Annotated in this window: 2 protein-coding genes; one reads left to right on the top strand and one right to left on the bottom strand. The window is 70.4% G+C overall.

Going from position 1 to position 1065, the window contains the following annotated elements; translation table 11 throughout:
- The coding region (locus tag AB0M20_RS45425) for a glycosyltransferase family 2 protein (RefSeq protein WP_364307880.1) at positions 1–462 on the bottom strand (462 nt) is incomplete at its 3' end.
- A 198-nt stretch (positions 463–660) separates the two neighbouring features.
- Between AB0M20_RS45425 and AB0M20_RS45420 the strand changes: the two genes are divergently transcribed.
- Positions 661–1065: DUF6716 putative glycosyltransferase (locus AB0M20_RS45420; RefSeq protein ID WP_364307878.1), on the top strand; the 405-nt coding region annotated here is incomplete at its 3' end.

Here is a 1065-nt window from a genome sequence, read left to right as displayed (position 1 = left end):
CGTCGACCGGTCCGCGGGCAGGATGGCCGCCCTCGGGTCCAGGACGACATCGCGCCGGCCGTGCGGCACCCGGTGCACCGACCGGGCCCGCGCGGTGCACTGGACATGGTCGGTGCGCAGGAAGTCGCACCCCAGGTCGTCCATGCGCGCCACCAGCTGGTCGTAGTAGCCGGGGGCGAGCCAGTCGTCGCCGTCCAGGAACGTCACGTACTCGCCGCGCGCCCGGTCCAGACCGGTGTTGCGGGCGGTCGCGAGCCCGCCGTTGCGCTCGTGCCGGACGACGACGGCGCCCGGCAGTTCGCGTTCGGCGCGTTCGAGGATGCCCGGTGTCCCGTCGCGGGAACAGTCGTCCACGAGAATGAACTCGTAATCGTCCCGCGCGTTCGCACGAAGACTCCTCAATGTGTCCGGCGCGTATTGCTGCACGTTGTAGAACGGCACGATGACCGAGAGCTTGACCACGCCGAGGACGTTAGGGCGGGGCCCGGCATTCGTGTCGACGCTCGCCTTGATACCGGGTGAACGACGCGTGGCGAAGCCGTGAACCGGGTTTTCCCTGAGGCCGATCCGGGCCCGAATCCCCATTCGTCGATGTGCTGTTAACCGTTTGTTGAGTTCGGGTTGGGCCGGGGCTACGAATCGCTTCCTAGCGTCTTCGGCGTGCCAGCAAGTGCAACGAAGTCCCCGCGGATCGCCGTCCTCGCCGATTCCGACACCCGGTGGAAGTGGGGCGCGCTCACCGCGCGCCGTATCGCTCCCGCCGCTGCCGGACGGCTCGACGGCTACCTCCTGCGGGGCCGGGCCACCCCGACACCCCGTCAGCTCGCGGAGACCGGCGCCACCGCCGACGCGCTCCGCGAGGTCACCCGCGCCGAGTTCCTGCGCGCCATCACCCGCGAGTCCTACGACATCCTCGTCCTCGCGCTGGTCGGCGGCGGGGTGCAGGCCATGCTGCACGGCCTGAAGCACGCCTGGGGGAGCGGTCCGCGCCCGGTCGTCGTCACCGGTTACGTCGGTGTCGTCTACGAGAAGCTCGCCGACGGCCTGCTGCTGCGGCACGGCGCC

Source organism: Actinoplanes sp. NPDC051633, from assembly GCF_040681735.1.
Taxonomy (GTDB): Bacteria; Actinomycetota; Actinomycetes; order Mycobacteriales; family Micromonosporaceae; genus Actinoplanes.
Note: the sequence above shows the minus strand (reverse complement) of the source record. Positions and strands in the feature narration are given on the sequence as shown.